The following is a 26754-nucleotide window of genomic DNA, read 5'->3' as shown; positions in this document are numbered from 1 at the left end:
GATGCCGTGATGACTTGAATGCTCTCTGTGACTCATTCTTCACTGTTCCCGATCAGGAGCCGTTCCAACTCTTTTCGGTCGGGAAGTCCTGCGGGTTGTTCGACCCGGCCGCTCCGGACGTACAGGAACGAGGCCGTGACCTGCTCCGGCGGAACGCCGGCCTGTTCGGCCCACGCCAGCCGGTACACCGCGAGTTGGAGCGGGTCGGCGGTCTCCTCGCGGTGCGTCTTCCAGTCCACCACTTCGTAGCGTGACGCGCCGCCCATTTCTGACCCGCCGTCACCGTCACGGTAGACCGCGTCGATCCGGCCGCGCACCACCCGGCCCGCCAGCACCAGCTGGAACGGCGCCTCCACCCGCAGCGGGGCGCGGTCGGCGTACGGGCTGCGCAGGAACGCCTCCTTGAGCCGCTCCAGGTCCTGCTCGTCCTCGATGCCGTCGTCGTCGGCGCCGGGCAGCGCTCCCGGGCCGATCAGCATCAGCGGCTCGATCCGCGACTGCACCCAGGCGTGGAAACGGGTGCCGCGCCGGGCGGCGGGCTGCGGCGGGCGGGGCATCGGCCGGGCGAGGTCGTGCGCGAAGCCGTCCGGGTCGGCGGCCAGCCGCAGCAGCTGGGTCGCGGAGAGCGAGGCCGGCAGCGGCACCTCCCGCACCCGGCCCCGGGAGCGCTCCAACTCGCCGACCAGCGCGGTGAGGTCGCGGTCCCAGGACTCGACCAGCCGGCGGTCCTCGGGGGCCATCGGCCCGGCCTCGGGGGCGGGCTGCCCGGCCAGGCGCCGGTGCACGACCTCGGCGACCCGGCGGCGGGCGTGCTGGGCCGCCGGGTCCAGCGGCAGCGGCCAGGGGCGTTCGACCGGCGCGGCGAGGGCCGGGTTCTCGGCGCCCTCCGCGGGCGGCTCGGCCCAGATCTCGATCTCGCCGTTGCCGGGGAGTTCGGCGTGCTCGCGCAGCTGCTCCAGGAAGTCGGAGGGGCCGCGCGGGGTCTTCTGGCTCGGCCCCCACCAGTGGCCGGAGGCGAGCAGCAGCGCCCGGGGGCGGGTGAAGGCGACGTAACCGAGGCGCAGTTCCTCGGTGGCGGAGTGCTCGGCCAGGGCCGCCCTGAACTCCTTCATGGCCTTCGCGTTCCAGCCGCCCCGCGGATCGGGCAGGGTGGCGGCGTCGCCGCGCAGGACGTGCGGCAGGACCCGCTTGGCGCTGGTCCAGCGCTCGCGCGGGGTCGAGGACGGGAAGGCTCCCTTGACCAGGCCGGGGACGGCGACGACGTCCCACTCCAGGCCCTTGGACTTGTGCGCGGTGAGGACCTTGACGGTGTCCTCGCCGCCGGGCAGACCGGCGTCCAGGCCCCGGTCGTGCTCCTGGGCGGCGCGCAGGAAGCCGAGGAAGGCGGCGAGGCCCGGGTCGCCGTCGAGGTCGGAGAAGGAGGCGGCGACGTCGAGGAAGGCGTGCAGGGTCTCCCGGCGGCGGGCCGCGAGCGCGTGCGGCGAGGCGGCGAGTTCGACCTCCAGACCGGTGACGGCGAGCACCCGGTGCAGCACGTCCATCAGCGGTTCGGCGAGCGAGCGGCGCAGCTCCCGCAGTTCGCGGGCGAGCCGGGCGAAGCGGATCCGGGCCTCGGCGGAGAACGCCGGGGCGTCCGGGTCCTCCGGTTCGTCGCCGTCGAGGAAGCTCTCCAGGGCGTCGGCGAGCGAGACCACCTCGGTGGGGTCGGTCTCGGCGACGGCGGCGGCGAGCGGCTCCACCCCCTCGGGGCGCGCGGTGCGGACGAGTTCGGCGGCGCGCCGGCCGAGCAGGGCGAGGTCGCGCGGGCCGATCCGCCAGCGCGGGCCGATCAGCAGCCGGACCAGCGCGGCGTTGGCGGTCGGGTCCTGGAGCACCTCGCACACCGCGACCAGGTCGGCGACCTCGGGCAGGTGCAGCAGCCCGCCGAGGCCGACCACCTCGACCGGCACCTCGCGGGCGACCAGCGCGGCGTGCACGTCGGGGAAGGCCGCGCCGCCCCGGCACAGCACGGCGATCCGGCCGGGCGCGGTGCCGGTGCGCACCAGGTGGGCGATCCCGTCGGCGAGCCAGTCGATCTCCTCGGCGTGGGTGGGCAGCAGCGCGGCCCGCACCCGGCCGTCGAGTTCGGCGCCGGGGGCGGGGCGGAGCGCCTCGACGCCCTCGTGCATGGCGCGCAGCGGCGCGGCGAGCCCGTTGGCGAGCGCGAGCAGCCGGCCGCCGCTGCGGCGGTTCTCGCTGAGCGCGTACCGGTCGGCCGGGGTGCCGTCGACGGCGGGGAAGTGGCGCGGGAAGTCGTCGAGGTTGGCGACGGAGGCGCCGCGCCAGCCGTAGATGGCCTGGCAGGGGTCGCCGACGGCGGTGACGGGGTGGCCGGGGGCGGGGCCGTCCGGGCCGGCGCCGAACAGACCGGCCAGCATCAGCCGCTGGGCGACGGAGGTGTCCTGGTACTCGTCCAGCAGGACCACCCGGTACTGGTCCCGCAGCAGGGCGCCGACCTCCGGACGCTGCTGGGCGAGCCGGGCGGCGGCGGCGATCTGGTCGCCGAAGTCCATCAGCCCGGCGGCGCTCTTGCGGCGCCGGTAGTCCTCGACCAGGCGCAGCAGTTCCAGCCGGGCCCGGGCGGTGGTGGGCACCGCCCGCAGGTCCTCGTTGCTGAGCCGGACGCCGGCCAGGGCGTCGAGCAGGTCCTCGTCGTGGGCGCGCAGCCGCTCGGGCGTGACGAGGTGCTCGGCGAGTTCGCCGTCGAGGGCGGTGAGGTCGGCGACCAGGCCGGTGAAGGTGCCGGTGAGGGCGGGGAACGGGCCCCGGGCGGTGCGCAGCACCTTGGCGGCGAGCTGGAAGCGGGTGGCGTCGGCGAGCAGCCGCACGTCGGGCTCGATGCCGATGCGCAGGCCGTGCTCCTTGAGGAGGCGGCCGGCGAAGGCGTGGTAGGTGGAGATCTCGGGTTCACCGAGGTCCTCGTCCTCGGGGCCGACGCCCCGGTCCCCGTCCGCCGGGGGCTGCCCGACCCCGGCCAGGCGCAGGGCGGCGCGGACGCGCTCGGCGAGCTCGCCGGCGGCCTTGTTGGTGAAGGTGAGGCCGAGGACCTGCTCGGGGCGGACGGCGCCGGAGCCGACCAGCCAGACCACCCGGGCGGCCATCACGGTGGTCTTGCCGGAACCGGCGCCGGCGACGATGACGGCGGGCCGCAGCGGGGCGCCGATGGCCGCGGTCTGCTCCCGGTTGAAGGGGATGCCCAGCAGCTCCTTGAGCTGGTCGGGATGGCTGAGCACGGCGGTCACCACGCAACGGTAACGGGGGCCGCCGACAGCCCGGGCCCCGCTGTGGCGACGGCCACGTGTTGCGCGGGACACCCCGCGCCGCCGCCGCCCGGGCCCGGGGCCTCCCGGCCGGGGCGGCGGGACGGTCCGGTCGGCCGGGCGCGGGGCTACTCGACCAGCTGGGCGCCGTCGCGCTGGGCGGAGCAGCTGCGCCGGAAGGTGCAGCGGTCGCAGCCGCCGCCGGTCTGCGGGACGAAGCGTTCGGCGAGGATCCGCCCGGCGGCGTCGGCGAGCAGGTTCTCGATCCACGGCTCGCCGTCGGGGGGGTCCTGCCGCTGCACCTTGGGCGCCTCGGGCACGGCCTTGTCGGGCTTGCGGAGCTGGACCAACTCGGCGCCACCGGACTCGGCGGCGGCCGCGTCGAAGCCGGGCAGCCCGTTGAGCGCGCCGGAGCGGACGGCGAGCTGGTAGACGGCGAGCTGCTTGTGGTCGGGCATGGACCTGTCGGTGGGCGTCTGCTTGCCGGTCTTGAAGTCGACCACGTAGGCGCGGCCGGCCTCGTCCTTCTCGACCCGGTCCATCGAGCCGCGGATCCGCACCTGGACACCGCCGGCGTCCAGGGTGACGTCGAAGCCGTGCTCGGTGGCGACGACGTCACGGCCGCGGGACATCACGTGCCAGGTGAGGAAGCGCTCCAGGGCGTCGCGGGCCTCGGACTTCTCCTGCTGGGACTTCCACGGCGCGTCGAAGGCGAGCGCGTCCCACACCGTGTCCAGGCGTTCCATCAGGACGGCGAGGTCGGCGGGGGTGCGGCCGGAGCCGACCTCGTCGGCGAGCGCGTGCACGACGTTGCCGAAGCCCTGCGCGGCGGATGAGGTGCCGTGGGCCTTGACCTCCTTGTCGAGGAACCACTGCAGCGAGCAGCTCTCCAACTGCTCCAGGCCGCTGCCGGACAGCCGCACCGGCAGCGCGGCGTCGCGCAGCGGGCCGGGAGCGGCGGTGGGGTCGTCCAGGCCCCACCAGCTCTCGGGGCGGGCGGCGGGGACGAGCGGGCGGCCCTCCTCGTCGGTGGCGAGGGCGAGGGTGGCGAGCCGCTCGGCGGCTGCGCGGCGCAGCTCGGGCGAGCGGGCGGGGTCGACGGTGACCGCGCGCAGCTCGGCGACCAGGGCGGGCACGGCGAGCGGGCGGCGCGGGCGGTGGGTGACGTCCTCGACGGTGACGGCCGGGGTGCGGCGCAGCACCCGGCCGGTCCGGGGGTCGACCTCCTCGCGGTAGAGCTCGCGCAGGAAACGGGACGGCTGGTCGCCGTCGTCGGCGGGGGCCTTGACGGCGGTGACGACCAGCCGGTCCTTGGCCCGGGTGGCGGCGACGTAGAAGAGGCGGCGTTCCTCGGCGAGCAGAGCGGCCGGGGTGAGGGGTTCGGCGAGGCCGTCGCGGCCGATCCGGTCGGCCTCCAGGAGGGAGCCGCGGCGGCGCAGGTCGGGCCAGAGGCCGTCCTGGACACCGGCCACGACGACGAGCCGCCACTCCAGGCCCTTGGCGCGGTGGGCGGTCATCAGCCGGACCGCCTCCGGGCGCACGGCCCGCACGGTGAGGGTGTCCGCCGCGATGTCCTGGGCCTCCAGCTCGGCGAGCAGGTCGAGCGCGCCGCGGTGGCCGGTGACCTGCTCCTCGGCGCGGGCGGCGGTCTCGAAGAGGGCGCAGACGGCGTCGAGGTCCCGGTCGGCGTTGCGGCCGCCGGCGCCGCCGCGCAGGGCGGCGCGTTCCAGGCGTTCGCGCCAGCGGCGGGAGCCCTCCCACAGCTGCCAGAGGGCGTCCTCGGCGGTGCAGCCGCCGGCGAGGGCCTCCCGGACCTTGCGCAGCAGGGTGCCGAGGGCGTGGGCGCGGCGGGCGTAGGGGGTGTCCAGGACGACGAGGCGCTCGGGTTCGGCGAGGGCCTCGCGGACCAGCTCGTCGGCCGGGCGGGGGACGGCGGCGGGCGGCACGGCGGCGTCCCCGGCGTCCGGGGCATCGCTCCCGGCGGCGGCGCGGGCCCGCTCGGCGTCCCGGGCCCGCCGTGCGGCCTCGGCGCGCAACGCGGCGCGCTCCTCCTCGCGCAGGGTGCGGCCGAGGCGGCGCAGGTCGGCGCCGTCCAGGCCACCGAGCGGCCCGGTGAGCAGGGCGTGCGCGAGCTCGGTGGTGAGCGGGTCGGGCGTACCGGGGCCGGCCGCGTCGTCCTCGGCGCCGTCCCGCCGGTCGCGGACGGCCTGCTCGGCGCAGACCCGCAGCGCCAGCAGCAGCTGGGCGACGGCCGGCTCCTCGCGCAGCGGCAGGTCGTCACCGTCGATCTCCAGCGGCACCCCGGCCGCGCCGAGCGCCCGCCGCACCCCGGGGATGGACCGGGCACCGGCCCGGACCAGCACCGCCATCTCGCCCCACGGCACGCCGTCCTCCAGATGGGCCCGGCGCAGCAGGTCGGCGACCGAGTCCAGTTCGGCGCCGGGGGTCGGATAGGTGCGGACCTCGACCCGGCCGCCCTCCCGCGCGGGCAGCGGGGCGCGGTGCTGGGCCAGCTTGTCGCTGGGCAGCCGGCCCATCGGCATCCGCCGGGCGAGCTCGCGGGCGGCGGCGAGCAGCACCGCGCCGGAACGGCGGGACACCCGCAGCACCTTGACCTCGGCCGGGCGGCCGTCGGCGTGCCGGAAGGTCTGCGGGAACTCCAGGATGCCGTTGATGTCGGCGCCGCGGAACGCGTAGATGGACTGGTCCGGGTCCCCGACGGCGATCAGCTCGCGCCCGCCGCCGGCCAGCCGCCGCAGCAGCCGGACCTGGGCCGGGTCGGTGTCCTGGTACTCGTCGACGAAGACCGCGTCGTAGCGCTCGCGCAGGCTCCGCTCGACCTCGGGGCGCTCGGCGAGCAGCACGGCGCGGTGCACCAGCTCGGCGTAGTCGAGCACACCGCGCAGGTCGAGCACGTCGAGGTAGTCGGCGAGGAAGTGCGCGGCGGCGGCCCAGTCGGGGCGCCGCACGCCCTCGGCGAAACGGGCCAGCTCGGCCTCGCCCAGCCCGAGCTCGCGGCTGCGGGCGAGGACGGCGCGGACCTCGTCGGCGAAGCCGCGGGTGGTGAGGCAGGCCCGCAGGTCGAGCGGCCAGGCGATCCGGGACCGGCCGCGCCGGGCGTCCTCGGCACCTCCCGCGAGCAGCTCGCGGACCATGACGTCCTGCTCGGGGCCGGAGAGCAGCCGCAGCGGCTCGGCGTAGTCGGCCGGGTCCTGGTGGGCGCGGAGCAGGGCGTAGCAGAAGGAGTGGAAGGTGGTGGCCTGCGGGGCGGCGGCCCGGGCGCCGGCGACGGTGGCGGAGAGCCGGCCGGCCATCCGGTCGCGGAGCTCCACGGCGGCCTTGCGGCTGAAGGTGAGGACGAGGATCCGCTCGGGGTCGGTGCCGCTCTCGATCCGCCGGGCGACGGCCTCGACCAGCGTCGTGGTCTTGCCCGTGCCCGGTCCCGCGAGCACCAGCAGCGGACCGCCGGTGTGCTCGACCACGGCGCGCTGGTAGGCGTCGAGTTCGGGCGGGACGGGCGGTACGAGGGGGCTGCGCACCAGACGGTAGGGGGAGCTCACGGACGTCCTGGGGGTCGTGCTCGGGCAAGTGCGGGCGGGTCCCGCCGAGGGGCCCGCCGTACATCGAGCCTACGATCCTGCCCCGTCATTCCCGTCCGCGCACGTGATTCCGCCCGATCCGGGACCGCCCCCGCCGCACCGGAGCGCCTACGCCCCGCCGTCCCAGCGGGCCCGCCGCAGGTCGACCCGGGGCGGGTCGGCGAGCTCCCGCAGCGGGGTGCCCTCGTCGCCGTAGTGGCCCAGGGCGCGGTGCTCGTGGCCGGGCAGCAGCCGGCCGTCGGCGCGGACCACCCGCCACCAGGGCACGGCGCCGCCGTACAGGGCCATCACCCGGCCGACCTGCCGGGGCCCGCCCTGGCCGAGGTACTCGGCGATGTCCCCGTAGGTCATCACCCGGCCGGGTGGAATCCGCTCGGTCAGGTCGAGCACGAGTTCGGCGAAGGGAGGCAGCTCGCCGTGGCCGGCCTCGTCGGGGGCGTCCGTCACCTGCGGCATTCTTCCGCATCCGGCCGGACGGCGGGGCCCGTGCGAACGATCCGCCGCGCCCGATCCGGCCCCTGTCCAGCGCGGGGCGCCGAGGCATGCCACCATCTTCGGGGCGGTGAGTGGTGATACGAGGACAAGACCAGATGACCGGGACGGCTGACGTGGGTGTGGACGAGGGCTCCGACGAGTCCTCCGACAGCATGCCCGCAGGTCGCGGCGGACAGCCCGCCGCCGCGCCGTCGCCGGACGTCTCCCTGACCAAGGACCGGACGATCAAGAGCCCCCAGTCGGCCGGCCCCGCGACCGGGGCGCCCGCCGCCGTACCCAGCCGGCAGCCCGCGACCGACCCCGGACCGGACGCCGTGACCGACGGCACACCGGCCCCGGAACCCGGGCCCGACCAGCTGGACGACACCCCGCACCTGGACGTCGACGAACCGCTGCTCGCCGCCCGCGCGCACCGCCCCTCGGACCTCATCCGCTTCCTGGCCGGCGTCTTCGGCATCGTCGCGCTGTTCGTGCTCGCCGGCGTGGCGACCTCGACCACCACCGGCATCGAGATCGACATCGCCGAGAACGCGCCCCGCTTCTCCCCGGTGCTGTCCACCATCACCGGCCTGGTCTCCAACGTCGCGGTGCTGGCCGTGCCGCTCGCCTTCGCGGTCGAGCGGCTGATCAAGCGCGACGGGCTGCGGGTCGCCGACGGCGTGCTCGCCTCGGTCCTGGCCTACGGGGTCTCGCTGGGCATCGACTGGTGGGTCGCCGAGGGCGCCTCCGACCACATCCGGGACGCCCTCACCCGCTTCCCGCTGGACTCCGTCGGCACCCTCACCGATCCGGTGCACGGCTACCTCGCCCCGGTGATCGCCTACATGACGGCGGTCGGCATGTCGAGCAGACCGCGCTGGCGGGTCGCCCTGTGGGTGGTGGTCGTCTTCAGCGGCATCACCGAGCTGCTCGGCGGCTACACCACCCCGCTGTCCCTGCTGCTCACCGTGCTGATCGGCTGGTCCGTCGCCTACGGCACCCTCTACGCGATCGGCTCGCCGAACATCCGGCCGACCGGGCAGCACCTGATGATCGGCCTGCGCAAGGTCGGCTTCACCCCGGCCAGCGCCCACCGCGCCCCCGACGCCCCCGGCGGCACCCGCCGCTACCTGGTCGCCCAGCAGAGCGGCCCGCCGCTGGACGTCCACATCGTCGACCGCGAGCAGCAGGCTTCCGGCTTCTTCTACCGGGCCTGGCGCCGGCTGCGGCTGCGTTCGGTGGCCGTGCGGCGCAGCCCGCAGTCGCTGCGCCAGGCGCTGGAGCAGGAGGCACTGATCGCCTACGCGGCCGCCGCCTCCGGTGCCCGCGCCCCGCAACTGGTCGCCACCTCCGAGCTCGGCCCGGACGCCGCGATCCTGGTCTACGAGAACGTCGAGGGCCGCACCCTGGACGACCTCACCGACGAGGAGGTGACCGACCGGGTGATGGCCTCGCTGTGGGAGTCGGTCGCGGCCCTGCACGAGCGCCGGATCGCCCACCGCCGACTGACCGGCGAGTCGCTGCTGGTCGTCGACGGGAAGACGGCCTGCCTGGTCAACCTCTCCGGCGGCGACATCGCGGCCACCGACCTCACCCTGCGCATCGACGTCGCCCAACTGCTCACCACCTTCGCGCTGCGGATCGGCCCGGAACGCACGGTCGCCACCGCCAACGCGGTGCTCGGCGCCGAGCGGGTGGCCCAGGCGCTGCCGCTGCTCCAGCCGGTCGGGATGAGCCGCTCGACCCGGGTCGACCTGAAGAAGCTCAGCAAGGAGCGCAAGACCGCGGCCCAGGCCAAGGCGCTGGAGCAGGTCGCCGCCGGCGAGCGCACCCAGGAACAGGCCGAGGAGGACATCGCGGTCGCCGGGGAGGACCTGCTCAGCCGGATCCGCGGTCAGATCCTGCAGATCGCGCCCGAGGCCCCGATGGAGCCGGCCAGGCTGGAGCGGCTCAAGCCGAAGAGCCTGATCATGGTGATCGCGCTCACCTTCGCCGCCTACCTGACGCTGACCACCGTCAAGCCGGCCCAGCTCAAGCTCTCCCAGATGGACTGGGCCTGGGCGACGGTGGCGCTCGCCGCGGCGAGCTTCTCCTACGTGGCCGCGGCGATGAGCCTGACCGGCTTCGTCCCGGAGAAGCTGCCGTTCCGGCGGACCGTGGCCGCCCAGATCGCCGGCTCCTTCGTGAAGCTGGTCGCCCCGGCCGCGATCGGCGGCATCGCGCTGAACACCCGTTACCTGCAGAAGGCGGGCATCCGTCCCGGCCAGGCGGTCGCCTCGGTCGGCGCCTCCCAGCTGGCCGGCCTGACCGGGCACCTGCTGCTGCTGTTCAGCTTCGGTCTGATCACCGGCAGCCAGACCAACGGCGACCTCTCCGCCTCCCGCGCGGTGATCATCGGCGTGCTGGGCGCGGCCGTGCTGGCGCTGGTGGTGGCGGCGGTCGCCCCGCTGCGGCGGTTCGTGCTGAACCGGCTGCGCTCGCTGTTCTTCGGCGTGGTGCCGCGGATGCTCGACCTGATGCAGACACCCAGCAAGCTGGTCACCGGCTTCGGCGGCATCCTGCTGCTGACCCTGTCGTTCACCGCCTGCCTGGACGCCTCGGTGCAGGCTTTCGGCGGCTCGATCTCCTTCTCGGCGGTCGCCGTGGTCTTCCTGACCGCCAACGCGGCCGGCTCCGCCATCCCCACCCCGGGCGGCATCGGCCCGGTCGAGGTCGCCCTGATCGGCGCGCTCACCTTCGCCGACGTACCGGCCACCGTCGCCACCCCGGCGGTCTTCCTCTACCGGGCACTCACCTTCTGGCTGCCGGTGATGCCGGGCTGGATCTCGTACAACGTGCTCCAGCGCCGGGGCGCGCTCTAGCCCTTCCGGAACAGAGCCCCGGAAAGGGGCTCCGGAAGGAACTCCGAACGCGCGGAAGGGCCCGCCGGAGCGGGCCCTTCGCGGTGCTCGGTGGTGCGCGGTGCGGTCAGTACACCGGCTTGTGCGGCTCGATCTGGTTCACCCAGCCGAGCACGCCGCCGCCCAGGTGGACGGCGTTGGAGAAGCCCGCAGACTTCACCACGGCCAGCACCTCGGCCGAGCGGACGCCCGACTTGCAGTGCAGCACGATCTTCCGGTCCTGCGGAAGCTGCTCCAGCGCGTTGCCCATCAGGAACTCGTTCTTCGGGATCAGCACCGCGCCGGGGATGCTGACGATCTCGTACTCGCCGGGCTCGCGGACGTCGATCAGGAAGATGTCCTCCTCGTCGTCCTGCCACTGCTTGAGCTGCTTCGAGGTGATCGTCGAACCGGCGGCCGCGGCCTGCGCCTCCTCGGACACGACGCCGCAGAACGCCTCGTAGTCGATGAGCTCGGTGACGGTCGGGTTCTCGCCGCAGAGCGCGCAGTTCGGGTCCTTGCGGACCTTCACCTGGCGGTAGTTCATCTCCAGGGCGTCGTAGATCATCAGTCGGCCGACCAGCGGGTCGCCGACCCCGGCCAGCAGCTTGATCGCCTCGGTGACCTGGATCGAGCCGATCGACGCGCACAGCACGCCCAGCACGCCGCCCTCGGCGCAGGACGGGACCATGCCCGGCGGCGGCGCCTCCGGGTAGAGGCAGCGGTAGCAGGGGCCGTGCTCGGCCCAGAACACGCTCGCCTGGCCGTCGAAGCGGTAGATCGAGCCCCACACGTACGGCTTGCCGAGCAGCACCGCGGCGTCGTTGACCAGGTAGCGGGTGGCGAAGTTGTCGGTGCCGTCCACGATCAGGTCGTAGCCGGAGAAGATCTCCATGACATTGGAGTTGTCGAGGCGCTCGTCGTGCAGGATCACCTCGACGTAGGGGTTGATCTCCTTGACCGAGTCACGCGCCGACTCGCCCTTCGAGCGGCCGATGTCCGACTGGCCGTGGATGATCTGCCGCTGCAGGTTCGACTCGTCGACGACGTCGAACTCGACGATCCCCAGCGTCCCGACGCCGGCCGCGGCCAGGTACATCAGCGCGGGCGAGCCCAGACCGCCGGCGCCGACACACAGCACCTTGGCGTTCTTCAGCCGCTTCTGCCCGGCCATGCCCACGTCCGGGATGATCAGGTGGCGGGAGTACCTGCGGACCTCGTCGACGGTGAGCTCGTCGGCCGGCTCGACCAGGGGTGGCAGCGACACGGGGTCTCCGTTGCTCGTCGGTTCGGGTGGCCGGGGCCAACCTCTAGGGGGCTCTGCTCCGCCACCGCGGTGGCTCTGCTAGGCCAACAGTGTCATGCCGCCCCGGTATTCCGAGACAGCCCGTCCGAAGGACGAGACGGCCCGCACCGGATGGTGGGACCACGCACGGGGCCCCGGAACGCTCCGCGAGGACCGTTCCGGGGCCCGGAAGCAGCGGATTCCCGGTGCCGGCGCGGCCCGACCGGGCCGGGGCGCGCCGGCACCGCCGACTCAGACCCGGCAGGCCGTCTCCAGCCAGACGTCCCCCAGCGACTCCTCCAGCGGCACCTGTGTCCGCCAGCCGAGACGGTCCCGGGCGGTCCGCACATCGGCCTGCCGCCACGGCACCGGCTCCCCCGCGGGCGCCCGCCCCTCGCCCGGCCGGGGCTCCGCCGGCCGGTGGCCCGGCAGATGGTGCGCGGGCACGTGCCCCGGTACGTGCTCGACCGGCCCGCCGGCCTGCGCGGGCAGCACGACCTGCCGGTTCTCCTCGACCACCGACCCCTCGAAGCCGGACGCCCGGACCAGCAGCTGGGCCGCCTCCCGGGCCCGGACGGCGTGCCCGCTGCCGATGTTGATCACCCCGGTCGCGGCCGAGACCGCGGCCGCCTGGATCGCCCGCGCGACATCCCTGACATCGACGAAATCCCGGTATCCGGACAGGTCCGGCATCCGCACCTGGGACTCCTCCCGCTCCAGCGCCCGCCGCAGCCCCTCCGCCAGCCGCCCGAACAGCGAGGCGGTCGGCGCGCCCGGCCCGACCACGTCGAACACCCGCAGCACGGCGGCGTCCAGCCCGGAGGCCAGCACCAGTTCCGTCCCGGCCAGCTTCGACACCCCGTACGGACCCACCGGCCGGGGCTCGGCGCTCTCCGACACCGGCACCCCGCCCGGGACCGGCCCGTACTCGGCCGCCGAACCGACGTGCACCAGCCGGGCCGGCTCCCGGCTGCGCCGGATCCCCTCGCAGACCGTCGCCACGGCGAGCGTGTTGGCCCGGATCAGCGTGCGCGAACTGCCGTAGGTGGCACCCGCGCAGTTGATCACCACCTGCGGCGCGACCGCGTCCAGGAACCGGGCCAGCGCCCCCGGACTGCCGGTGGTCAGGTCGAAACGGATGTCGGCGGAGTCACGCCGGCCGAGTACCGTCACCTGCAGTTCCGGATCCACGAGCAGGCGGTCGGTGACCCGACGGCCGATGAAGCCGTCGGCGCCCAGCAGCAGCACCCTCATCGGGGGCGTCCTTCCACGAAGCCAGACCGGGCACGGTCTGGCAGGTCCGAGTGAACAACGGGAAAGCGGGAGTTCGAGGGGCCGTCCGGCCCGGTCGGCGGTCAGCGGTGCGCATCGGGACGGCCCAGCACCGGCCACGCGCGGAGCAGCAGGGCCAGGGCCACCGCGCCGCCGCCGAGCAGTCCGGCGGCCGGCCCGGGCGCCGCCGCCGTGCCCGCCGCCCCGGCCAGCGCGCCCAGCGCGGCCACCGCGGGCCGACCGCAGTGGGCCAGCAGCAGCGGCAGCACCAGCAGCAGGCCGAGCACGCCCTGCGCCGCCCACTGCGCGGGCCCGGCGCGCTCCGCCGCCAGGTGCAGCAGCCCGCCGCCGTGCGCCGGGCCGGGGCGCGGCGCGAGCGCGGTCAGCACGGCCAGCGCCGCGAAACTCAGGACGGCCAGCACCGCCAGGTGCAGTGCCAGCGCCACCGGGAGCACCGGCCGCATCCGGGACCGGAACTCGGCCAGCGTCGCCGCCGCCCCCAGATGCCCCCGGCCGACCTGCCGGTACCACCGGGCCGCCCACTCCGCGGACCCGGTGGACAGCGCCGCCGCCAGCACCAGCGCGGCCGTCACCCGCCGCTCCTCCGGCCCGTCGGCCGCCATCGCCAGCGGCACCAGCAGCAGGGCGGCCAGCCCGGCCCCGCGCGCGGCCGGGTCCCACCACGGGCGGGCCCGCCCGCCGGGGCCCGCCCGTTCCCGCTCCGGTCCGGCCGGGCCCAGTTCCGCCTCCGGCCCGTCGCCGGGCCCCGGGCCGGCCCACGGCGCGGCCGCCGCACCGCCCGCTCCGGCGGTCCCGGCGGCGGCCGGGACCAGCGCCAGCGGAACGGCCGCCGCCAGCAGCACCGGACGGCCGCCGCCCAGCGCGGCCGCCGCCGCGCACGGGAGCACGGCCAGCCCCGCCGTCCGCAGCGCCGCCCCGCACCGTCGCTGCCAGCCCCCGGCGGGCGCGGACGGCTCCACCGAGGGCGGCCGGCGCGGCACCCGGGCGTACAGCTCGTCGGCGAGCGAGAACAGGTCGGCGTGCCGGCACCGGGCGGCGGCGGCCGGTCCCAGCCCGGCCTCCGCCAGCCCGGCGGCGATCTCCAGCGGGTCCACGGCCCGTTCGCAGAGCACCCGGTGCTCGGCCATCACCTCCCGGACCGGATCACCGGACCCGTCCGCGAGCCCGACCACCGCCGCTCCCCCGCCGCCGCCCGCCATCAGACCGCCTCCGCGAACGATCCGGCCCGGTCCGGCACCTCGCCGGCCGCCGGTCTCCGACCCCGCGGCAGCGCCACCACGGCGCCGTCCCCGGAGCCGCCGACCGGGGCGGCCGGGCCCTCGCGGTCGGCGCGGACGTCGGTACCGCTGTCGCCGGTGGGACCGGCGTCGCCAGCGTCGCCGGTGCCGCCGGTGCCGTCGGTGCCGCCACCGTCCGCCGTGACGGGCTCCCCAGGACCGGTGCGAAGGCCGTCGGTGATCCAGAACTCGGCGGGCCGGGCGAACGGCCGGGGCCGCGGCCCGGCGCCCGCGTCGGGGGCCGCGGCCGGGAAGGCCGGCCACTGCGAGACCAGCTCCAGGTAGATCTCCCGGAAGGCACCGGTCACCGGCTCGACGGCGAAGCGTTCCTGCGCCCGCAGGCGGCCGGCCAGCCCGAGCCGGGCCCGGCGCTCGTCGTCGCGCAGCAGGGCGAGGCAGGCCCCGGCCAGGGCCTGCGGATCGCGCGGCGGTACCAGCAGCCCGGTCGGGCCGACCACCTCGCGGGCCACCCCGACATCGGTGGTGACGACCGCGCGGCCGCTCAGCATCGCGTCGGCCAGCAGACGGGGCCGGCGCTGGGAGAGGGCGGAGAAGACCACGACGGTGCCGTCCGCCCAGGCGTCGGCGGCCGAGCGGGGCCGCCCGGCGAACTCGACCGCGTCGGCCACCCCGAGCCGTTCGGCGACGGCCGCGCAGTGCGCCCGGTAGCCGGGGACGGCCTCCGCCCCGTGCAGGACCAGTCGGGCGGCGGGCAGTTCGGCGCGGACCCGGGCGAAGGCGTGCAGCGCGAGTTCGGGGTCGCGGCCCGGCTCCAGGGCCCCGGCCCAGACCAGGGTGGGGACGGCCGGTTCGGCGCCGGCCGCGGGCCGCTCGACGGCCGGGGTGCCCTCGTACACGACCCGGGTGCGCGCCGGATCGGCCCCGCAGCGACGCTGCCACTGCTGGTCGTGGGCGCTGCCCGGGGTCAGTATCGCGGCCTGCCGGTAGGTCTCCTCGGTGAGCGCCCGGAAGAAGGCGAGCAGCAGGGCCCGGACCGGCCAGCGGTAGGGGGCCTCGCGGTAGCCGAGGTACTGCTCGCGCAGGTGCAGTCCGTGCTCGGTGACCACGAACGGCACGCCGTGCAGTTGCTTGGCGACCAGCGCGGGCAGCGCGGCCGGGCCGCCGCCGACGACGTGGCAGAGGTCGGCGGCGCCGAGGCCGCCGGGCCCGGTGCCGTACCAGGGGGCGGTGAGCGGCCGCAGGCACTGTTCGAGCAGGTCGGCGGCGACCAGGACGTCGCAGACCAGGGGCTGTCCGGCGGAGGTGTCGGCGCCGGGCGAGCGCCAGGCCCGCTCCAGGACGCGCCGGGCCCGGTCGGAGACCAGGAAGGCGGGGAGCCCGCCGTCGGCGCGGGTGAGCTCGGCGAGCCGGTAGAGACCGGGGCCGAAGCCGGACCGGTCACCGGGACGCAGCAGGGCCCGGACCAGCCGGTCGTAGGCGGCGGCGTACTGGCGGCCGCGCAGGGCGCCGGGCGCGCGGCCGGCCGGGCGGCGCCCCCAGAGGGCGAGTTCGTGGATCGCGGGGCGGGCCGGGCCCTCCGCGTCGGCGCCGTCCGCCGCCCCGGCCGTCCGCGACGTCCCGGCGGCCTCGGCCGTCCCGGCGAGGACGTACCACGCGAAGTCGTGCTCGCGCAGGCCGTCCACCAGCCGGTCGCACCAGCCGCCGGCGCCACGCGGGGCGCGTGGGCGCACACCCTCGGTGAGCAGTGCTACGCGCACGGGAGACCTCCAGGACAGAACGGGATCGACGGATGGCCGGGCCGAGCGGGCGGTGCCGGCCGCGCGGGCCGGTCGGCGCCCGGCCGCCCCACGACGACGCGTGCGGCGCGAACGACGTGGGGGCGGCCCGGGGCGGAGGAGGCGGCCCGCCGCAGACACGGCGGCCCGGACCGGTGGCCGCCCTCGGCCGCCACCGGCCGTCGGCGTTCCTCGCGCGGCCGCCCGCCGGGTTCTCCGGCGGCCGCGGCTCCCCCACACCTGTTCGGTCCGACAGCAGAAAGGTAGGACCGGCCCGGGGCAATCCATCGGTCACATGCCTGGTTGCCACCTGAACGAGTGAACCGGAGTGACCTCTTCCCGATCATGGCGTTAACGGCGGCCCCTTACGGGGTATCCCCCGCCGCACCGCGGCGGGGGCGGGGCTCAGGACCGGCCCAGCAGCTCCCGGACCGCCCTGGCGACGGCGTCGGGGTGCTCCATCATCGCGACGTGGCCCGAGTCGGGCAGCACCAGCAGCCGGGAGTCCGCGAACGCCGTGCAGGCCCGGCGGGCGGAGCGGTAGGAGACGAGCTTGTCCCGCAGCCCGTACACCAGCAGCACGGGTGCGCTCACCCGGGCGGCCTGCCGCCACAGCGCCTGGTCGCCGCGCTCGGTGTAGGCGGAGACGATCCCGCGCGCCGAACCCACCAGCGCTCCCGTCGACCAGGGCAGCTCGGTCCGGCGCCGGTACTGGGCCACCGCCGCGGCCCGGTCGGCCGGGCTCAGGCTGTCCGGATCGCCGTAGACGAGCCGGAGCAGTCCGTCGGCGGCCCGCTCGGGGTCGCGCCGACCGGCCGGCAGCCGGCGCAGCAGCGCGGGGACGCCGGGGACGGCGAGCAGCCCGGTCGGCCAGGCCGAGCGCTGCGGGGGCAGTTCGGGCAGGGCGGGCGAGACCAGGGTGAGGCTGCGGACCAGGTCGGGGCGGAGGGCCGCGAGCCGGACCGAGACCGCTCCGCCGAGCGAGTTGCCGAAGAGGTGGACGGGCCCCCGGCCCGCGGCCTCCAGATAGCCCACGACCGCCCGGACGTGCCCGGAGACGCCGAGGTCGCCGTCGGCGGGCGGGGCGGACTCACCGAAGCCGGGGAGGTCCACGGCCTCGCCGTCCAGCTCTCCGCCGAGCCGGGCCATCAGCGCGGTCCAGTTGGCGGCGGAGCCCCCGAGCCCGTGCACGAACAGTGCCGGGGCCCGTCCGCCGGCCGGGACGGGGGCGGTGGGAAGGGCACCGGATCCGGTCGCGGGCCGGTGCACGGCCAGGACCGCTCCGGGCACCTCGACGGTGCGGAATGGCCCCGGGGAGGCCGGTTCCGGGAGTATCCGCTGCTCAACACCGCTCATGGTGGACGATGGTAGTGAGCCGGTGCCGCCACGGCCCCTCGGCGGCCCGGGGCCGGAAGGTCTCCCCATTCACCGGTCCGCAGCACTGCCGACGGCCGTGGTGCGCGCCGTATTGTGGGCTCCTGACAAGGGGGACGGCCGTATTTCTCGCGCCTGGCATGCGCGAACGCGGTTACCCGAAAGTAGAATCGGTCGTCCCGCCGACCCCGTACGACCCGTGAAGTGAGGAGCGCCGTGACGGCCATCCAGGAGGCGCAGGAGCGCCCGCGCGGTGCCCGCCTGCCGCGAAGCGCCCGCCGTGAACAACTGCTCGGTGCCGCCCAGGAGGTGTTCGTCGCGCAGGGTTACCACGCGGCCGCCATGGACGACATCGCCGATCGTGCCGGGGTGAGCAAGCCGGTCCTCTACCAGCACTTCCCCGGGAAGCTGGAGCTGTACCTGGCGCTGCTGGACAAGCACTGCGACGCCCTGGTCGACTCCACCCGCGAGGCGCTGGAGACCACCACCGACAACAAGCTCCGGGTGGCGGCGACGATGGAGGCGTACTTCAACTACGTCTCCAGCGAGTCCGGCGCGTTCCGGCTGGTCTTCGAGTCGGACCTGACCAACGAGCCGGCCGTGCGCGAGCGCGTGGAGCGGGCCGCCGAGGCCAGCGCGACGCTGGTCAGCACGGTGATCCAGGAGGACACCGACCTGCCGGAGGCGGAGTCCAAGCTGCTCGCCGCGGGTGTCTGCGGCCTCGCCCAGATCACCGCCCGGTACTGGCTGTCGCAGGGTCTGGAGATCCCGCGCGACGAGGCGGTCCGGCTGGTCGCCAGCCTGGCCTGGCGCGGGCTCAAGGGCTTCCCGATGCACCCGCACGCCGAGGCGGCGGACGGGTCCGCCGACCGGTGATCCACTGACCTTCGTCTGGGCACCGATCCGGTGCTCTATGGTGAAGCCGTACGGCGCGGTAGACGTGAACGCTTGTCCCAGGCGGTCCGGTGCCGCGCGTGGATGGCTGCAACCCCGGAGGGACGGAAGCCGTGGAGGTCAAGATCGGCGTGCAGAACGCGCCGCGCGAGATCGTGATCGAGAGCTCGCAGACTGCCGAGGAGATCCAGGACGCGATCGCCAAGGCGCTGGAGGGCACCGAGAAGCTCTTCACCCTGGCCGACGAGCACGGACGTCGCGTCATCGTCCCGGCGGACCGCCTGGCGTACGTGGAGATCGGCGAGCCGGCCGTGCGCAAGGTCGGCTTCGGCACGCTCTGAGTCCCGAGGGCCTCGCCCGGTGCCCCGCCCCCTCCGTCGAGGGGGCGGGGCACCGTCGTTCCCGGGGCGTGTGCCCGGCAGTCGCGGAACGCGTTCCCGAACGCGTTCCCCGGGGCGGGCGGTGCGGACGGGGTGTACGGGCGGGACACCGGGGGTACGGCGACAGTGCGGCCGACAGCGCGCCGCGCACCAGTACCCCGGGGAGGCATCCTTGCTGGTCGAGACCGTCGCCTTCGCCCTCGTCGGCCTGATCGTCGGCGCCGCCGCGCTGCTGTCGCTGCCCGCGTACTTCCCGGCCGCCCGGGCACTGACCCTGGGCACCGCCCTGGGTTCGGCGCTGCTGACCGGGGTGATCGCGCACTTCGCCATGGACGGCCGGTACCCGGCGGGGAGCATCGCGGTCTCGGCGGCGGCCTCGGCCCTGCTCACCTCGGTGCTGGCCCGGCCGGACCTCGCCGCCGGGCGCGCCCCGGCGCACCGGCACCGCCAGCACCGGACGGGCGGCCACCGCGCGGGTGCGCACCGGCGCCACCGGCCCGCCTGAGCGCCCGGGAGCGCCCGGGAGCGCCCGGACCGGCCGGCGCGGCCGGCGCGGCCGGGGATCAGGAAGCCAGGCCCAGGGCGGCCATCCGCCGGGTGTGCGCCTCGGTGATCCGGTTGAACATCTTGCCGACCTCGACCAGGTCGAAGCCCTGCACCTGGACGCCGCCGACCAGCAGGTTGGACAGCGCGTCCCGCTCGGCGACCACCCGCTGGGCCTGGCTGAGCGCCTCGCCCATCAGCCGCCGGCCCCACAGGGCGAGCCGACCGCCGGACCGCGGATCGGCCTCGATCGCCTGGCGCACCTTGTCCACCGCGAACTGCGCGTGGCCGGTGTCGGACATCACGCCGAGGACGAGGTCACGGGTGTCGTCGTCCAGCCGGACGGCCACCTCGCGGTAGAAGTCGGTCGCGATGGCATCGCCGACGTACGCCTTGACCAGGCCCTCCAGCCAGTCCGAGGGCGCGGTCATCCGGTGGAACAGCTCCAGCGGCTCGACGAACGGCCGCATCGCCTCCTCCGGCTCGGCCCCGATCTCGGTGAGCCGGTCGTGCAGCCGCTGGTAGTGCTGGAACTCGGCGGAGGCCATCCGGGCCAGCTCCGCCTTGTCGGCGAGGCCGGGGGCGAGCTTGGCGTCCTCGGCGAGCCGCTCGAAGGCGCTCAGCTCGCCGTACGCGAGGGCGCCGAGCAGGTCCAGTACGGCGGCCCGGTACGCCGGTTCGGCCGAGCAGGCCGCCCAGTCGCCGATCGAGCCGGCCGCCACGTCGTCCTGCGTCTCACCACGGTTCTCCATGACTCGCACCTTAGGGGCTGTCTCCTCGGTGGGGCCAGGCGACCGCCCAGGGGCGGACCCGTGGTCCCGGTCCCTCCCCGGGCGCCTCATCCACCTCTCCCACCTGCGATGTCGCCCGCGTCACGTGTTCGAGTCGTCGGGTGACTGTATGGTGGTACGGAGGCCCGTCGTGCTCGCACGGTGTCACCGCCGTCTCGGTGTGCCGGGCAAGCCCGCTCCGAAACGCCGCCGTCCCTCCGGACGAGTCGTACGGAAGCCGGGTACTCAACGTACGCGGATGCCCGGTCGGAGAGCCGATCGGCTCCGACCAGGGCTTGGACTTCAAGCCTTGGCACCGCATCAGTGGCCGAGCGAGGGCCGCCGAGACCGCGCCAGCCGGCGCAGGTCCCGCGCAGGTCCCTCACGGGAATCCTCCCCGACGCCGCCGGCGACGCGCCCCTTGACCGGGCCGCGCGCACCGGCCGGCCGCAGGGACCGGCGCGGTTGTGCGTCCGCGCAGCTGTTTTCGGGGCCTTCCAGGCCCGCACACAGCCGCGTGGGCTGCCCGCCCGCCGCTCGCTCTCGGCCCCTCCCACACGGAAGAGGCAGCACCCTGTCCACCACCGCTGAACCCATGAAGACGACGTTCCGGGACCTGGGGATCCTCCCGGAGACCGCCGAGGCCCTTGAGTCCGTCGGCATCGTCCACCCCTTCCCCATCCAGGAGATGACCCTCCCGGTCGCGCTGACCGGCCACGACGTCATCGGCCAGGCCAAGACCGGCACCGGCAAGACGCTCGGCTTCGGCCTGCCGCTGATCGAGCGGGTCGTCGTGCGCGCCGACGTCGACGCCGGCCGCGCCACCGAGGAGCAGCTCACCGAGGCGCCGCAGGCGCTGATCGTGGTCCCGACCCGCGAGCTGTGCACCCAGGTCACCAACGACCTGCAGACCGCCGGCAAGGTCCGTGACGTCCGCGTCCTCGCCGTCTACGGCGGCCGTGCCTACGAGCCGCAGGTCGAGGCGCTGCGCAAGGGCGTCGACATCGTCGTCGGCACCCCGGGCCGTCTGCTCGACCTGGCCGGCCAGAAGAAGCTGGACCTCTCCAAGGTCCGCTCGCTGGTCCTGGACGAGGCCGACGAGATGCTCGACCTCGGCTTCCTGCCGGACGTCGAGAAGATCATCACCATGCTGCCGGCGAAGCGGCAGACCCTGCTGTTCTCGGCGACCATGCCGGGCCAGGTCATCAGCCTCGCCCGCCGCTACATGAGCCAGCCGACGCACATCCGGGCCGCCGCGCCGGACGACACCGGCACCACCGTCGCCAACACCGAGCAGCACATCTTCCGTGCGCACTCGCTGGACAAGGTGGAGATGGTCTCGCGCATCCTGCAGGCCGACGGCCGCGGGCTGGCGATGATCTTCTGCCGGACCAAGCGGACCGCCGCCGATGTCGCCGACCAGCTCACCCAGCGCGGCTTCGCGGCCGGCGCCGTGCACGGCGACCTCGGGCAGGGCGCCCGCGAGCAGGCGCTGCGGGCGTTCCGCAACGGCAAGGTCGACGTGCTGGTCTGCACCGATGTCGCGGCCCGCGGCATCGACGTCGAGGGCGTCACCCACGTGGTGAACTACCAGTGCCCGGAGGACGAGAAGACCTACCTGCACCGGATCGGCCGCACCGGCCGGGCCGGCGCCTCGGGCACCGCCGTCACCCTGGTCGACTGGGACGACATCCCGCGCTGGCAGCTGATCAACAAGGCGCTGGAGCTGTCGTTCAACGAGCCGGAGGAGACCTACTCCACCTCGCCGCACCTGTACGAGCTGCTGAAGATCGCGCCGGGCACCAAGGGCATCCTGCCCCGCTCGGAGCGGACCCGGGCCGGGCTCGGCGCGGAGGAGGTCGAGGACCTCGGCGAGACCGGCGGACGCGGCTCCCGCTCCGGCGCTCGGGCTCCGCGCTCCGGCGGGCGGGGCGGCTCCGGCCGTCCCGAGGCCGTCGAGACCCCGGCCGAGGCCGAGGAGAAGGCTTCCCGCAAGACCCGTGAGCGCCGGCGGACCCGCCGGGGCAGCTCGGTCGAGGGCGCCCTCGCCGACGAGGCGGCGGACGCCGCGGTGTCGCCCGCCGCGCCGCAGGGCCCGGCCGCCGAGGGCGCGGAGGACGGCGCCGCCCCGCGCCGCCGTCGCCGCCGCTCGCGCGGTCCGGCGTCCGGCGAGGGCACGGCCGTCGAGGCCGCCGCCGTCGTCGCGGAGGCCGCCGCCGCTCCCGTCCTCGCCGGGACCGCCGAGGCCCCGGCCGCGGAGGAGAAGCCGAAGCGCGCCCGGACCCGCTCGCGGGCCAAGGCCGCGGCTCCGGCCGGGACCGCCGAGGCGGTCGCCGCCGAGGCTCCCGTCGACGGTGCCGCCGACGGCGAGGCCCCGGCCCCGCGCCGCCGCTCCCGGGCCCGCCGCCCGGCCGCCGCCGAGGCGACCCCGGCGAGCTGACCCGCGTTCCCCGAAGGGGCGGTCCGGACCTCCGGACCGCCCCTTCGGCGTTCCGCGCGCGGCCCGGAAGCCGTCCGGGAGCCGTCCGGGAGCCGTCCGGGACGGCACGACCGGCCCGGGAACGGCCGACCGGGCGGCCCCTATGCTCGTGGCCCACGAGTTCGCACCGGTCGCCGGAGGTCCCGTCCATGAGCACGCCGCCGTTCCTCACCCTCCCGCCCTCGGCCCGCGCGCTGCGGGTGGTGACGGCGCGGGGGCGGTTCGCGGCGCTGCGGGCCGAGCCCACCGGAAAGGTGCGGGGCTCGGCCCTGCTGGTGCCCGGCTTCACCGGCAGCAAGGAGGACTTCATCGCGCTGCTGGAACCGCTCGCCTCGGCCGGCTACCGGGTGACCGCGGTCGACCAGCGCGGCCAGTACGAGACCGGCGGGCCGCACGACGACCCGGCCGCCTACGCGGTGGCCGCCCTGGGCGCGGACGTCCGGGCCCTGACCGAGGCCCTCGCGGCCGAGGACGGCTCCGGCCCGCCGCACCTGCTGGGCCACTCCCTCGGCGGCCAGGTGGTCCGCGAGGCCGTCCTGGCGGCGGCCGGGGCGGCGGCCAACGGCGGCCCGGCGCTGCCGTGGGCCTCGCTGACGCTGATGTCCACCGGCCCCGGCCCGATCGACCCGGCCGAGGCGGAGCGGACCAGGCTGCTGGTCGGGGTGCTGCCCACGATGGGCCTGGAGGAGATCTGGCAGGTGATGCAGCAGATGGAGGCCGACGGGGCGCGGGCACGACGTAGGCCGTCCCCCGAGGTGGCCGCGTTCCTGCACCGCCGCTGGCTGGCGAACGTGCCGCAGGCGCTGATCACGACGGGCGGCCATCTGGTCGCCGCTCCGGACCGGGTGGCCGAGCTGGCCGCGGTCACCGCCGGACTGCCCGCCCTCGTGCTCTCCGGCGTCCAGGACTACGCCTGGCCCGTCCCCGAGCAGACCGCGATGGCGGAGCGGCTGGGCGCCCGCCGGGTGATCGTCGCGGACGCCGGGCACTCGCCCAACGCCGAGCAGCCGGCCGCCACAGCCGAGGCCCTGCTGGCCCACTGGGGCTGACCCGCCCCAGCGCCCCCCACCACCCGCGCACCGCCTCTCCCACCGCTCCCCGACGCCCCTCACCGGCTCCCAGTGCCCCTCAGCGCACCGGAGCGGGACCCCGACCCACCGGCCACGGCGGCCCCCTGGTACAAGGGGGCGACAAAATTCGTTAGTTGCGGTAATATTTGATTCGGTCCTGGAAACATCGTCGGCAGCGACGTCGGCGTGCCGTCGACGCGGTTCATCCGAAACCAGGACGTCACGGACGGGCAATGGCCCGGTAGCAGCGCCACCGCAGTGTGGTTCACGAGGGCATCGGCGCCCTTGGCAATCAGGGGGGAGCCCTCTTTGCCGCGACAGCAGCCGGTCGACGAATCGACCCGACAGACCCCGAAAGGGCTGATACCGACTCAGCCACGACCGCCCCGCACCGCGGGGCCAGGAAAGGAGACGCCCATGCGCTTCGAGATCCTCCGACTGGACGACGCCCACGGTGCCGCCACCGACCGCCTGATCGCCGACGCCGAGACCGTCCGCGAGCTCGTCCAGGCCGCCGCCCGCACCGGCGAACGCCTGCTCATCCGCCCGTGCCCGGCCGTCTGACCGGGTCGGCCGCACCGGAGTCCCCGCACTCCCCCGCCGCCGAACCCGACACGTCCGATCCGGACGTTCCGATACCCGACTGACGCCCCGTCATCGCCACAGCGAGCACGGGGCGTCAGCGCGTCGGGCCCCTCGACGGGACCGTGGATCGAACACGGATCGAACGCCGTCGGACGGCGCACACCGGCGCACACCCCCGACGTTTGCCGCCGCCCCCCACTGGACATTTCCCAACGGGAGCCGCCCGCACCACGCCCACCCCGCGCCGGACGGGCGCCCGCCACCGACAGGTGTCGCCGCGCCGCCCTCCGTACGGGTGATCGTCCTTGACGCGGCGGTCCGGAGGGAGGAGCGTTGTCGCCTATGAGGGGCGAGCCAAGCTGCCCGAGGTGCGCCGGTCGGGTCCGCGCCCCCGGTCTGTTCTCAGACACCTGGCAGTGCGACCGGCACGGCGACGTGCACCCGATGCAGCCGGTGCTGCCCCCGAGCATCGAGGCGCTCGGCGTGGCCGTCGCCCGGTCCCAGGTCCCCGTCTGGCTGCCCTGGCCGCTCCCCGTGGGCTGGCTCTACACCGGCATCGCGCACGTCGGCGACGACGTCTCCGGCGCCCGGGCCACCGCGGTGGCCTGCTCCGGGCCGGCCCCGCTGGGCGGCTTCGGCGAACTCGTGCTGGTGGCCGAGGAACTGGGCGTCGGCCTCGGCGCCCGCTACGCCGGACTGGCCGGCCCCGATCCGGGCGAGTCGGTGGCCCTCTACAAGCCCGCCGACGCCAAGCTGATGGCGGCCGGCCGACCGACCCCGATGTTCCACGTGCCGGACGCCCCGCCGGACCGCGCGGTGTTCGTCGGCGAGGCCCGCGGGCTGTGGCTCTGGGCGGTCGCCTGGCCCGAGCAGTCGGCACTGGTGATGTACGACGAACTCGTCCTGACGGACCTGCGGGAGGCCGGCGCGGAGCTGGACCTGCTGCCCTGCGGCGCCCTCTCCCCGCACCTGCTCGGCTGACGCCCCGTCCGCCGCCGGGCGGGCGGCCGCCACCGCCGCACTATCCTGGGCGGCAGCCCGCCGGCTCGCCGTGCCGGCCACCAGCGCCGCCCCGCGCCGCGCCGACCCCCGAGGAGCACCACCCGTGCGCATCGACCTCCACGCCCACAGCAACGCTTCCGACGGCACGGACAGCCCGGCCGAACTGGTCGCGGCGGCCGTCGGGGCCGGGCTGGACGTGGTGGCGCTGACCGACCACGACACGGTGGCCGGCCACACCGAGGCGGCCGACGCGGTGCACGCCCTGCCCTCCGGCACCCGGCTGACGCTCGTTCCGGGCGCGGAACTCTCCTGCGTGGCCGGCGACATCTCGATGCACCTGCTGGCCTATCTCTTCGACCCGGCCGAGCCCGCCTTCGCGGCGGAGCGCGAGCTGGTGCGCACCGACCGGTTCCGCCGGGGCCGGGCCATCGTCGAGCGCTGCCGCGAACTGGGCGCGGACATCAGCTGGGAGCAGGTGCGGCGGATCGCGGGAGAAGGTTCGGTGGGCCGTCCGCACATCGCCAGCGCGCTGGTCGAGGCGGGCGTGGTGGCCTCGGTGTCGGACGCGTTCACCCCGGACTGGCTGGCCAACGGCGGGCGGGCGGACGTCCGCAAGCACGAGACCGACCCGGTGACGGCGGTCCGGCTGGTCCGGGCCGCGGGCGGGGTGCCGGTGTTCGCGCACCCGGGGGCGGTGAAGCGCGGACGGACCGTCTCCGACCAGGTCGTCGCCGACCTCGCGGCGGCCGGACTGGCCGCGCTGGAGGTCGACCACGTCGACCACGACGAGCCGACCCGGGCCCGCCTGCGCGGCCTCGCCGCCGAGCTGGGGCTGCTCACCACCGGCTCCAGCGACTACCACGGCGGCCGCAAGACGGTCCGGCTGGGCGAGCACACCACCGATCCCGAGGTGTACGCGGCGCTGGTGGAGCAGGCGACCGGCGCCAAGCCGATCGGCGGCTGAGCCCCCCGACCCGGGCCGCGACCGCCCGTCGGTCCCGGCCCCCGTCGGTCCCGGCCCGCGTCAGTCCAGGGCGACGCCCCGCCGATCCGGGTCGCGCAGATCGGTCCCGTGCCGGAGCCAGCGCTCCTGGAGGGCCGCCGCGCCGTGCACCCGCTTCCAGCCCGCCTCGTTGGGGGTCATCGGCAGCAGCGGCAGGAAGCGGACCGGGTCGGCCGGCCCGTCCAGTTCCAGGTCCTCCACCAGCCCGCCGGGCTCGGCCGCCAGGACGGAGGTGAACGGCGCGCCCTCCCACAGCGGGGCGCCGAGGTCCAGCGAGCCGCCGGGGGCCAGCACCAGGCCCTCCACCTGCGGCGTCGCGGCGAAGGTGGCCAGCGGGCGGAGCACGCCGTCGCGCCCGCCCCGGATCGTCAGGACGAGTTCCGCGCGCGGGCCGCGGACCTGGTCGACGACCGCGGCGCCCGGATCGGCCATCGGCGCGGCCGACATGCCGAGTGTGGCGTAGCGGACCAGGCCCTCGGCGTCGGGGCCGAAGCGCAGCACCTCGATCCGGTCGGCGCCGAGGAAGGTCACGGCGGCGCGGCCGCCCGGTTCGCCGAAGGTGGTGAGCAGCCGGGCCTCGACGGCGGCCAGGACCACCGCCCGGGAGGGGCCGTGCGCGCTGTCGTCGGAAGGGTCGCCGAAGAGCGGGAAGTCGTGGGCCATGCCGGTGAGCGTAACCCGCTCATCCCGGGCCGTTGGCACGGGCTTTACGTGAACGCGGGCGCGACCGGGACCGATCGGATGTTAGTGTGAGCGACTGGCCACCGGGGAGTCTCCCCTCCTCCGGGGCAGCGGCGCGAAGGAGGTGGTTG

General features: G+C 75.8%; 19 protein-coding genes. 9 read left to right on the top strand and 10 right to left on the bottom strand.

Features of this window, described 5'->3' with window-relative positions:
• Nucleotides 1-32 precede the first annotated feature (32 nt).
• The 3 genes from ACIQ9P_RS13405 to ACIQ9P_RS13395 all read right to left on the bottom strand — a co-directional run bounded on the left by ACIQ9P_RS13405 (nucleotide 33) and on the right by ACIQ9P_RS13395 (nucleotide 7354).
• A complete protein-coding gene (locus ACIQ9P_RS13405; RefSeq protein ID WP_402354447.1) occupies nucleotides 33-3281 on the bottom strand; it encodes a UvrD-helicase domain-containing protein in 3249 nt (1082 codons plus the stop codon).
• A gap of 146 nt (nucleotides 3282-3427) precedes the next feature.
• Nucleotides 3428-6859 carry an ATP-dependent helicase gene (locus ACIQ9P_RS13400; RefSeq protein WP_402354445.1) on the bottom strand — a complete coding sequence of 1144 codons (3432 nt, stop codon included), beginning with the start codon at nucleotides 6857-6859 and terminating at the stop codon, nucleotides 3428-3430.
• Between the two features lie 147 nt (nucleotides 6860-7006).
• Nucleotides 7007-7354 (bottom strand): MGMT family protein, encoded by a 348-nt coding sequence (locus tag ACIQ9P_RS13395; protein ID WP_402354442.1) that lies wholly within the window; start codon nucleotides 7352-7354, stop codon nucleotides 7007-7009.
• 134 nt (nucleotides 7355-7488) lie between these two features.
• Here ACIQ9P_RS13395 and ACIQ9P_RS13390 point away from each other — a divergent pair, with 134 nt between their 5' ends.
• The gene (locus ACIQ9P_RS13390; protein WP_402354439.1) at nucleotides 7489-10233 is read left to right on the top strand and encodes a flippase-like domain-containing protein; all 2745 of its coding nucleotides are present in this window, start codon (nucleotides 7489-7491) and stop codon (nucleotides 10231-10233) included.
• Nucleotides 10234-10339: 106 nt separating this feature from the next.
• Here ACIQ9P_RS13390 and moeZ read toward each other — a convergent pair whose 3' ends face one another.
• From moeZ to ACIQ9P_RS13365, 5 genes are all read right to left on the bottom strand, one after another.
• Complete coding sequence (gene moeZ / locus ACIQ9P_RS13385; protein WP_402354436.1) at nucleotides 10340-11518, bottom strand: adenylyltransferase/sulfurtransferase MoeZ; 1179 nt, start codon at nucleotides 11516-11518, stop codon at nucleotides 10340-10342.
• A 270-nt stretch (nucleotides 11519-11788) separates the two neighbouring features.
• The gene (locus ACIQ9P_RS13380) at nucleotides 11789-12790 is read right to left on the bottom strand and encodes an NAD(P)-dependent oxidoreductase (protein WP_030392935.1); all 1002 of its coding nucleotides are present in this window, start codon (nucleotides 12788-12790) and stop codon (nucleotides 11789-11791) included.
• 101 nt (nucleotides 12791-12891) lie between these two features.
• The gene (locus ACIQ9P_RS13375) at nucleotides 12892-14028 is read right to left on the bottom strand and encodes a hypothetical protein (protein ID WP_402354433.1); all 1137 of its coding nucleotides are present in this window, start codon (nucleotides 14026-14028) and stop codon (nucleotides 12892-12894) included.
• A complete protein-coding gene (locus tag ACIQ9P_RS13370; RefSeq protein WP_402354430.1) occupies nucleotides 14028-15824 on the bottom strand; it encodes a DUF3492 domain-containing protein in 1797 nt (598 codons plus the stop codon). The genes ACIQ9P_RS13375 and ACIQ9P_RS13370 overlap by 1 nt, the downstream gene beginning before the upstream one ends.
• A 423-nt stretch (nucleotides 15825-16247) precedes the next feature.
• Nucleotides 16248-17198, bottom strand: coding sequence for an alpha/beta fold hydrolase (locus tag ACIQ9P_RS13365; protein ID WP_402354427.1), 951 nt, complete (start codon nucleotides 17196-17198; stop codon nucleotides 16248-16250).
• Nucleotides 17199-17432: 234 nt separating this feature from the next.
• On the opposite strand from ACIQ9P_RS13365, the gene ACIQ9P_RS13360 reads away from it, so the two are divergent.
• From ACIQ9P_RS13360 to ACIQ9P_RS13350, 3 genes are all read left to right on the top strand, one after another.
• The gene (locus ACIQ9P_RS13360; protein WP_402354424.1) at nucleotides 17433-18092 is read left to right on the top strand and encodes a TetR/AcrR family transcriptional regulator; all 660 of its coding nucleotides are present in this window, start codon (nucleotides 17433-17435) and stop codon (nucleotides 18090-18092) included.
• Nucleotides 18093-18223: 131 nt separating this feature from the next.
• Nucleotides 18224-18451, top strand: coding sequence for a DUF3107 domain-containing protein (locus ACIQ9P_RS13355; RefSeq protein WP_402354421.1), 228 nt, complete (start codon nucleotides 18224-18226; stop codon nucleotides 18449-18451).
• Nucleotides 18452-18662: 211 nt separating this feature from the next.
• Complete coding sequence (locus ACIQ9P_RS13350) at nucleotides 18663-18995, top strand: hypothetical protein (RefSeq protein ID WP_402354418.1); 333 nt, start codon at nucleotides 18663-18665, stop codon at nucleotides 18993-18995.
• Nucleotides 18996-19053: 58 nt separating this feature from the next.
• Here the strand turns inward: ACIQ9P_RS13350 and ACIQ9P_RS13345 are convergent, their stop codons facing one another.
• Nucleotides 19054-19785 (bottom strand): ferritin-like fold-containing protein, encoded by a 732-nt coding sequence (locus ACIQ9P_RS13345; RefSeq protein WP_402354415.1) that lies wholly within the window; start codon nucleotides 19783-19785, stop codon nucleotides 19054-19056.
• A 613-nt stretch (nucleotides 19786-20398) separates the two neighbouring features.
• On the opposite strand from ACIQ9P_RS13345, the gene ACIQ9P_RS13340 reads away from it, so the two are divergent.
• The 5 genes from ACIQ9P_RS13340 (at nucleotide 20399) to ACIQ9P_RS13320 (ending at nucleotide 25903) form a co-directional block, all read left to right on the top strand.
• Entirely contained in the window at nucleotides 20399-22243 is a 1845-nt protein-coding gene (locus ACIQ9P_RS13340; protein ID WP_402354412.1) for a DEAD/DEAH box helicase, read from the top strand.
• Nucleotides 22244-22431: 188 nt separating this feature from the next.
• Complete coding sequence (locus ACIQ9P_RS13335; RefSeq protein WP_402354409.1) at nucleotides 22432-23331, top strand: alpha/beta fold hydrolase; 900 nt, start codon at nucleotides 22432-22434, stop codon at nucleotides 23329-23331.
• Between the two features lie 438 nt (nucleotides 23332-23769).
• Nucleotides 23770-23916, top strand: a complete 147-nt coding sequence (locus tag ACIQ9P_RS13330; protein ID WP_266271346.1) for a hypothetical protein — start codon at nucleotides 23770-23772, stop codon at nucleotides 23914-23916.
• A gap of 363 nt (nucleotides 23917-24279) precedes the next feature.
• Nucleotides 24280-24918 (top strand): DUF6758 family protein, encoded by a 639-nt coding sequence (locus tag ACIQ9P_RS13325; RefSeq protein WP_402354404.1) that lies wholly within the window; start codon nucleotides 24280-24282, stop codon nucleotides 24916-24918.
• Nucleotides 24919-25042: 124 nt separating this feature from the next.
• Nucleotides 25043-25903 carry a PHP domain-containing protein gene (locus ACIQ9P_RS13320; RefSeq protein WP_402354401.1) on the top strand — a complete coding sequence of 287 codons (861 nt, stop codon included), beginning with the start codon at nucleotides 25043-25045 and terminating at the stop codon, nucleotides 25901-25903.
• Between the two features lie 60 nt (nucleotides 25904-25963).
• Here ACIQ9P_RS13320 and ACIQ9P_RS13315 read toward each other — a convergent pair whose 3' ends face one another.
• A complete protein-coding gene (locus ACIQ9P_RS13315; protein WP_402354398.1) occupies nucleotides 25964-26605 on the bottom strand; it encodes a suppressor of fused domain protein in 642 nt (213 codons plus the stop codon).
• Between the last annotated feature and the right edge of the window lie 149 nt (nucleotides 26606-26754).

It is taken from the genome of Kitasatospora sp. NPDC094019 (assembly GCF_044764505.1).
GTDB lineage: Bacteria > Actinomycetota > Actinomycetes > Streptomycetales > Streptomycetaceae > Kitasatospora.
This window is presented reverse-complemented; position numbering and strand designations above follow the sequence as displayed.

What these genes read in the sequence shown, in the direction of transcription:
- ACIQ9P_RS13340 (WP_402354412.1), top strand. Translation starts at nt 20,399, where the DNA reads ATGAAGACGACGTTCCGGGACCTGGGGATCCTCCCGGAGACCGCCGAG.
- ACIQ9P_RS13395 (WP_402354442.1), bottom strand. Translation starts at nt 7,354, where the DNA reads ATGCCGCAGGTGACGGACGCCCCCGACGAGGCCGGCCACGGCGAGCTG.
- ACIQ9P_RS13315 (WP_402354398.1), bottom strand. Translation starts at nt 26,605, where the DNA reads ATGGCCCACGACTTCCCGCTCTTCGGCGACCCTTCCGACGACAGCGCG.
- ACIQ9P_RS13380 (WP_030392935.1), bottom strand. Translation starts at nt 12,790, where the DNA reads ATGAGGGTGCTGCTGCTGGGCGCCGACGGCTTCATCGGCCGTCGGGTC.
- ACIQ9P_RS13365 (WP_402354427.1), bottom strand. Translation starts at nt 17,198, where the DNA reads ATGAGCGGTGTTGAGCAGCGGATACTCCCGGAACCGGCCTCCCCGGGG.
- ACIQ9P_RS13335 (WP_402354409.1), top strand. Translation starts at nt 22,432, where the DNA reads ATGAGCACGCCGCCGTTCCTCACCCTCCCGCCCTCGGCCCGCGCGCTG.
- ACIQ9P_RS13330 (WP_266271346.1), top strand. Translation starts at nt 23,770, where the DNA reads ATGCGCTTCGAGATCCTCCGACTGGACGACGCCCACGGTGCCGCCACC.
- ACIQ9P_RS13325 (WP_402354404.1), top strand. Translation starts at nt 24,280, where the DNA reads ATGAGGGGCGAGCCAAGCTGCCCGAGGTGCGCCGGTCGGGTCCGCGCC.
- ACIQ9P_RS13345 (WP_402354415.1), bottom strand. Translation starts at nt 19,785, where the DNA reads ATGGAGAACCGTGGTGAGACGCAGGACGACGTGGCGGCCGGCTCGATC.
- ACIQ9P_RS13390 (WP_402354439.1), top strand. Translation starts at nt 7,489, where the DNA reads ATGACCGGGACGGCTGACGTGGGTGTGGACGAGGGCTCCGACGAGTCC.
- ACIQ9P_RS13375 (WP_402354433.1), bottom strand. Translation starts at nt 14,028, where the DNA reads ATGGCGGGCGGCGGCGGGGGAGCGGCGGTGGTCGGGCTCGCGGACGGG.